Origin of the sequence: Pseudonocardia sp. Ae331_Ps2 (assembly GCF_001932405.1) — a bacterium.
Taxonomy (GTDB): domain Bacteria; phylum Actinomycetota; class Actinomycetes; order Mycobacteriales; family Pseudonocardiaceae; genus Pseudonocardia.
On record NZ_MCIM01000001.1, the window covers coordinates 4,283,699 to 4,288,685 of the forward strand.

Annotated in this window: 7 protein-coding genes and 4 tRNA genes; 4 read left to right on the forward strand and 7 right to left on the reverse strand. The window is 69.8% G+C overall.

Features of this window, described 5'->3' with window-relative positions:
- Positions 1–12 precede the first annotated feature (12 nt).
- The 4 genes from Ae331Ps2_RS20550 to Ae331Ps2_RS20565 form a co-directional block, all read right to left on the reverse strand.
- A tRNA-Gly gene (locus Ae331Ps2_RS20550) sits at positions 13–85 on the reverse strand.
- 245 nt (positions 86–330) lie between these two features.
- Positions 331–405: transfer RNA gene (locus Ae331Ps2_RS20555), tRNA-Val, on the reverse strand.
- Positions 406–424: 19 nt separating this feature from the next.
- A tRNA-Gly gene (locus tag Ae331Ps2_RS20560) sits at positions 425–497 on the reverse strand.
- Between the two features lie 156 nt (positions 498–653).
- On the reverse strand, positions 654–1,082 hold the full coding sequence (locus tag Ae331Ps2_RS20565; protein WP_020624097.1) for an SsgA family sporulation/cell division regulator: 429 nt from the start codon (positions 1,080–1,082) through the stop codon (positions 654–656).
- Positions 1,083–1,361: 279 nt separating this feature from the next.
- Here Ae331Ps2_RS20565 and Ae331Ps2_RS20570 point away from each other — a divergent pair, with 279 nt between their 5' ends.
- The 4 genes from Ae331Ps2_RS20570 to Ae331Ps2_RS20585 all read left to right on the forward strand — a co-directional run bounded on the left by Ae331Ps2_RS20570 (position 1,362) and on the right by Ae331Ps2_RS20585 (position 3,629).
- The gene (locus Ae331Ps2_RS20570; RefSeq protein ID WP_060711644.1) at positions 1,362–2,039 is read left to right on the forward strand and encodes an RNA polymerase sigma factor; all 678 of its coding nucleotides are present in this window, start codon (positions 1,362–1,364) and stop codon (positions 2,037–2,039) included.
- Positions 2,040–2,065: 26 nt separating this feature from the next.
- Positions 2,066–2,941: an anti-sigma factor gene (locus Ae331Ps2_RS20575; protein ID WP_075307027.1), complete on the forward strand. Its 876-nt coding sequence runs from the start codon at positions 2,066–2,068 to the stop codon at positions 2,939–2,941.
- Positions 2,942–3,066: 125 nt separating this feature from the next.
- The gene (locus Ae331Ps2_RS20580; protein WP_233147583.1) at positions 3,067–3,495 is read left to right on the forward strand and encodes a TIGR02611 family protein; all 429 of its coding nucleotides are present in this window, start codon (positions 3,067–3,069) and stop codon (positions 3,493–3,495) included.
- 62 nt (positions 3,496–3,557) lie between these two features.
- Positions 3,558–3,629, forward strand: a tRNA-Val gene (locus Ae331Ps2_RS20585).
- Positions 3,630–3,718: 89 nt separating this feature from the next.
- Here Ae331Ps2_RS20585 and Ae331Ps2_RS34330 read toward each other — a convergent pair.
- The 3 genes from Ae331Ps2_RS34330 to Ae331Ps2_RS32135 all read right to left on the reverse strand — a co-directional run.
- Entirely contained in the window at positions 3,719–3,886 is a 168-nt protein-coding gene (locus tag Ae331Ps2_RS34330; protein ID WP_337819515.1) for a hypothetical protein, read from the reverse strand.
- Positions 3,887–4,272: 386 nt separating this feature from the next.
- On the reverse strand, positions 4,273–4,536 hold the full coding sequence (locus Ae331Ps2_RS20595) for a hypothetical protein (RefSeq protein ID WP_075307001.1): 264 nt from the start codon (positions 4,534–4,536) through the stop codon (positions 4,273–4,275).
- A gap of 181 nt (positions 4,537–4,717) precedes the next feature.
- The coding region (locus tag Ae331Ps2_RS32135) for a transposase family protein (protein WP_139319265.1) at positions 4,718–4,987 on the reverse strand (270 nt) is incomplete at its 5' end.

The window sequence follows — 4,987 nt, forward strand, 5'->3', positions numbered from 1 at the left end:
GAGAAGTCCCCGAGCGGACGACGGGATTCGAACCCGCGACCCTCACCTTGGCAAGGTGATGCGCTACCAGCTGCGCTACGTCCGCATGTCGCACCGTTCCCGAAGCGTTTCCGCGAGTTCCCGGTGCGTTGGGAGAACAGTAGCGCACGGTCCGTGGCCGCTGTCGAGGGGGTACCCGATGATCGTCTGCCCAGGTCGGCGGCGCTATGACGGCCGGAGGCGTCCGGGGGAGCGCGCTGCCGGCCTCTCGCGGGCCGTGTCGGCCATCCGGTCACGTTCGGGAAAAGCAAGATCCCCGAGGCCGACGTGCGGCCCCGGGGATCTGGGAAATGGTGCGCGATACTGGGATTGAACCAGTGACCCCTACCGTGTCAAGGTAGTGCTCTCCCGCTGAGCTAATCGCGCGTGGGAAGAGAAGTCCCCGAGCGGACGACGGGATTCGAACCCGCGACCCTCACCTTGGCAAGGTGATGCGCTACCAGCTGCGCTACGTCCGCACCGTGCACCGCGTCCCGGGCCGTGAGGCCCGTCCGCGGCGCGGTGAGAGAACATTAGCACCCGCCCCGAGGGGGGTCCGACCGCCCCCTCTCTCCACCACCGGATGTCCTCTCACGTGCGGAGACGCGCTCCGCCCGGTGGTGGGGTGCCTCGGTTCAGTCCCGGGCGGTGGTGTCCAGCAGGTCCGCGAGGGCGGCGTCGAAGTCGAGCCACGAGTACTCGGCGGCGGCGGGCACGGCGTCGTAGGTCGCCTGCAGGAACTCCGACAGCGTCGCCGCGGAGGTGGTGAACAGGGCGTGGCCCGAGGGGGAGGTGAGCTCGAGCTCGATCCGGGTCGGGTCGTCGCTCATCGGCTGCACCCGGACGTCGCCGGTGCCGGCGGAGTCGACCAGGCCGTCGCCGAGCAGGTCGCGGGCGAAGACCCAGTCGACCGTGGTGTCGTGGCCGGTCTTGAACGAGGCCTGGACGGCGTAGGGGTCGCGGCTCGTGTAGGACAGTTCGACCTTCACGGGCACGACGGGCGCGTCCGGAGCGATGAGCTCGAACATGGCCGTCGCCCGGATCGTCTTGGACTCGTCGCGCATCGGTGATCCTCTTTCGTGGGGGCGTTGCGTGGGGCGTCAGTGTGGGAACGAGAGAGAAGGCCTCGGGGTGACGGGTTCGATGCGCATGAACGTGGGTCACCGTGGGATGACCCCCGATCGAGTCACAACGGTGTAACTCACCGCGTGCGACGACAGGGCTGAACGGGGCTCGGCGCCGTCCTGGCGTGTGAGCCGCGCAGCGCAGAACGACTACTCTCGTCGGAGTCCGAACCGGAACGGGTGCGGACACCGAACACAGCAATCGTGAGGACAACGCTGGTGGCAGGCATCGCCGATCCGCCGGACCGCCCCGAGCACGGGCGGGCCGCCGGGCCTGCCGCGCGCCGTGATCCGTCACGTCGCGACGACGCCGGGGACGCGCGTCTCGTGCAACGGATCGTGTCCGGGGACTCGACCGCACTGGGCGAGCTGTACGACCGGTTCGGGCGCCAGGCCTACTCCCTCGCGCGCCGCATCTGCGCCGACGAGGGTCTCGCCGAGGACGTCGTCCAGGAGGTCTTCCTGGCCTTCTGGCGCGACCCGTCGCGCTTCGACCCCGCCAAGGGCCGGTTCGGCACCTGGCTGTTGACACTGGTGCACCACAAGTCCGTCGACGCCGTCCGCCGGGAGAGCGCCATCCGGCGTCGCACCGTCCCGGCGTCGGAGGACGGCTCGGAGTGGAACGCCCCGCCCGGGCCGGGCGCCGACGAGGGAGCCATCGGCGCGCTGGTCGCGGGCCACGTGCGTGACGCGCTCGATCAGCTGCCCGCCGACCAGCGGAAGGTCCTGGCGCTGGCGTACTACGGCGGCTACACGCAACGCGAGGTGGCCGCGATGACAGGGGTGCCGCTGGGCACCGTGAAGTCCCGCATGTTCACCGGGGTGGCCAAGCTCCGGAATCTGCTGGGCCCCGTGGTCGGGGACGCCGGGGCGGACCTGGCGGGAGGGCTGTCGTGAACGACAACGAGGGGAGGCCCTGTCCGATGAACGAGCAGACGGTCGGCTGGGCGCTCCACGCCCTCGAGCCCGACGAGGAGATCGAGGTGCTGCAGCACCTCGAGGGCTGCGACGAGTGCCGTCGGCTCGCCGCCGACGTGGCCGAGACGACCACCGTCCTCGGCGGCGCGGTGCAGCAGGTGGAACCGCCCGCGTCGCTGCGCGACGCGATCCTGGAGCAGGCCCGGAACACCCCGCAGGTCGGACGGGTCGGTGACCGGGCGCTCCCGCGCCACGCGCTGCGCGACGACGTCGCGTCCTCCGGAGCTTCGCCCGAGGGCGGGGCGCGCCCGTCGCGGTCCGAGCGGCCCACCGTCGCCGCGACACGCCCGCCGGCGGGGCCCGGACGCGGCCGCACCCGGAACGGGTGGCTGCGCCGCCCCGGTCGGGTACTGGTCGCGGCGGCCGTCGCACTCGCGGTGATCGTCAGCGGGGGAGTCGTCGTCGGGCAGATGCGGTCGATGCAGGCGGAGCGCGACGCGAGCCTCGCGCAGGCCCAGGAGATGCGCGACGTACTCTCCGCCATCGCGCAGCCCGGGACCCCGCACGCCTTCCTGTCCCCCGAGCCGGGAGGACCGATGGTCGCGGCCGTCGTGATGAAGGACGGACAGCGGGAGGTCATGCCGATGGGGCTCGACCCGAACGAGCCCGCCGACCAGACCTATGTCCTGTGGGGGCTGAACGGGGACGGAACTCCGCGGGCGATCGGCACGTTCGACGTGCGAGCGGGTCAGTCGGGACCGGTATCCGTAGAATCGCCCGACAGCGGGAGCTACGGGACATACGCCGTCTCGCTCGAGCGCGGAAGGGAGGCTCCCCACGCGCCGACCAACGTAGTCGCGGCCGGGCAGGTGGAGACCTGAGTACGACGGAGAAGAACGACGCCGGTGCTCCGGCGTCCGGGAGCACGACCTCCGGGCGCCGGTACACCGCTGTCCGCAGGAGGTACCGGCGGGCGAAGGTCCGCTACCGTGCGTTCCGGGCGGGGGTGGCCCGCAGCCCGGTGCTGGACCTGACCTACCGCATCACCATGGGGGTCCTCGGCGCCGCGATCGTCATCATCGGGATCATCGCGCTGCCCGCGCCGGGTCCCGGCTGGGCGATCATCTTCCTCGGCCTGGGCGTGCTCGCCGCCGAGTTCAGCTGGGCCCAGCGGCTCCTGCACTGGGTCCGCGTCCGCTACGACGGCTGGGTCGCCTGGATGGGCCGCCAGAACCGTGTCGTGCAGCTGCTGGTGATGACCTTGATCCTCGGCACGGTGGCGGTCTGCGCGTGGCTTTTCGGGATCTTCGCGACGGTCGGAGGCTGGGTGGGGATCCACTGGGAGTGGCTGCACTCGCCGCTGCTGCCGTTGCTCCAGCCGCCGCCCCCGCCGGTGCCCGTACCCGGATCGGAGCTGGTCACGGGCCCGCGGTGATCCACCGGTGACCCCCGTGAACGGCGGGGGGACGGGCTGTGTAGAGTTGGTTTCACCGCTGAGGGCGATTAGCTCAGGGGGAGAGCGCTTCGTTCACACCGAAGAGGTCACTGGTTCGATCCCAGTATCGCCCACAGTCAAAACCCCTGGTCAGTTCCTTGTAGTGAGAGAACCGACCAGGGGTTTCGTGTGTTCGATGGGTCCTGCTTGCCCAACTGCCTGACTATTGCTGTTCCCCGGGGAACAGGTCGTTGATGGCGGTGGCGCCTTCGTCGATCACGGGGCGGATCTGCTTGCGGTAGACGAGTTCGGTGACCGAGCTGCTGCTCGCGTGGCCGACCAGCCGGGCGATCTGGTCGACGGTCATGCCGCTGTCGGGCAGCAGGGACACGAAGCTGTGCCGCAGCTCGCGTGGCGTCCATGGGGCTGCAGCTGGCGAGGTGCCGGCCGAAACATCGACGAGGCGTACCTGTGGCCGGAGATCCTGGGCCGGCAGATGACCCCGGTCAATGAGCGTCGCTGAGCTCCTGGAGCTGCGTCCGACCCGGGTGACGGCCCCGCACGACACCTGACAGCAGCTCCGCGACTCTGCCCGTGCCGCGATGGAGGTCTTGACCGAAGTTGGGTCGTTCCTGTTCGAGCAGCACGAGATCACCGAGGTGCCGTGGGCCAAGTCCGTTCGAGGAGCTGACGGGCAGGCCGTCGAGCCTCGGCGAGGGCGAGATTCAGGTATCGCAGCCAGCGTCTTCCTGCCGGTGGAGGTAGCGCTGTAGCAGCTCAGACCTCGGGCGGTCCGGTGTCGGTCTTTGGCTTCCCACCGCTACGACGGAGGAGTAGGGAACGTCGAACCAGGTAGACGATGCTTCCCATGGCGGTGAGAGTGCCGACGATGAATACCGCCCACCACTCGCTCATCGTGCCGACGGTGTTGACGACCATGCCGAGGCTGAGCACCAAGAAGCTCATCGGGAGCCAACGCGGCACGTCGCGGTCGGGGCGGCGCCTCACATGCGTCACGAACATGGCGGCCGTGCCGACCACGGCACCCCTCGTGCCAAGCAGGCCAAGCCACAGCCCAAAGAGTCGTAGGTCAGAGCGTCCTCCCGCGATCGACCTGCCGCTGGTGTCACGGTAGCGGTGCGGTGTCGCAACTATCCATTGCTTCGTCAAGGCGGCGCCGACGGCGCCGCGCGGCACTGAGGTGTTCTCAGTAGCGGGTTGATCATGTCGTGCGGTCGTACTCGGTGTGGAGTAGTACGAGCGCAGCTGCGGTGATCGCGCCGGTGCGCCAGGGACATAGCGTGACTCGTCGCAACGCGGCGAAGGTGGTCTTGAGCAGGGCGTTTCCGCGTTCGGCCAGAGCACGAAGGGCTGAGTGCAGGGTGTTGACGGTGCGCTGGTTGACCGTCTGCCCGCGGCCGGGGGCGAGTTTGATGGGCACGGTGAGCCGGTCGGCTTCGCCTTCGTAGCCGAGGTCGCCCAGCGCGGCGTG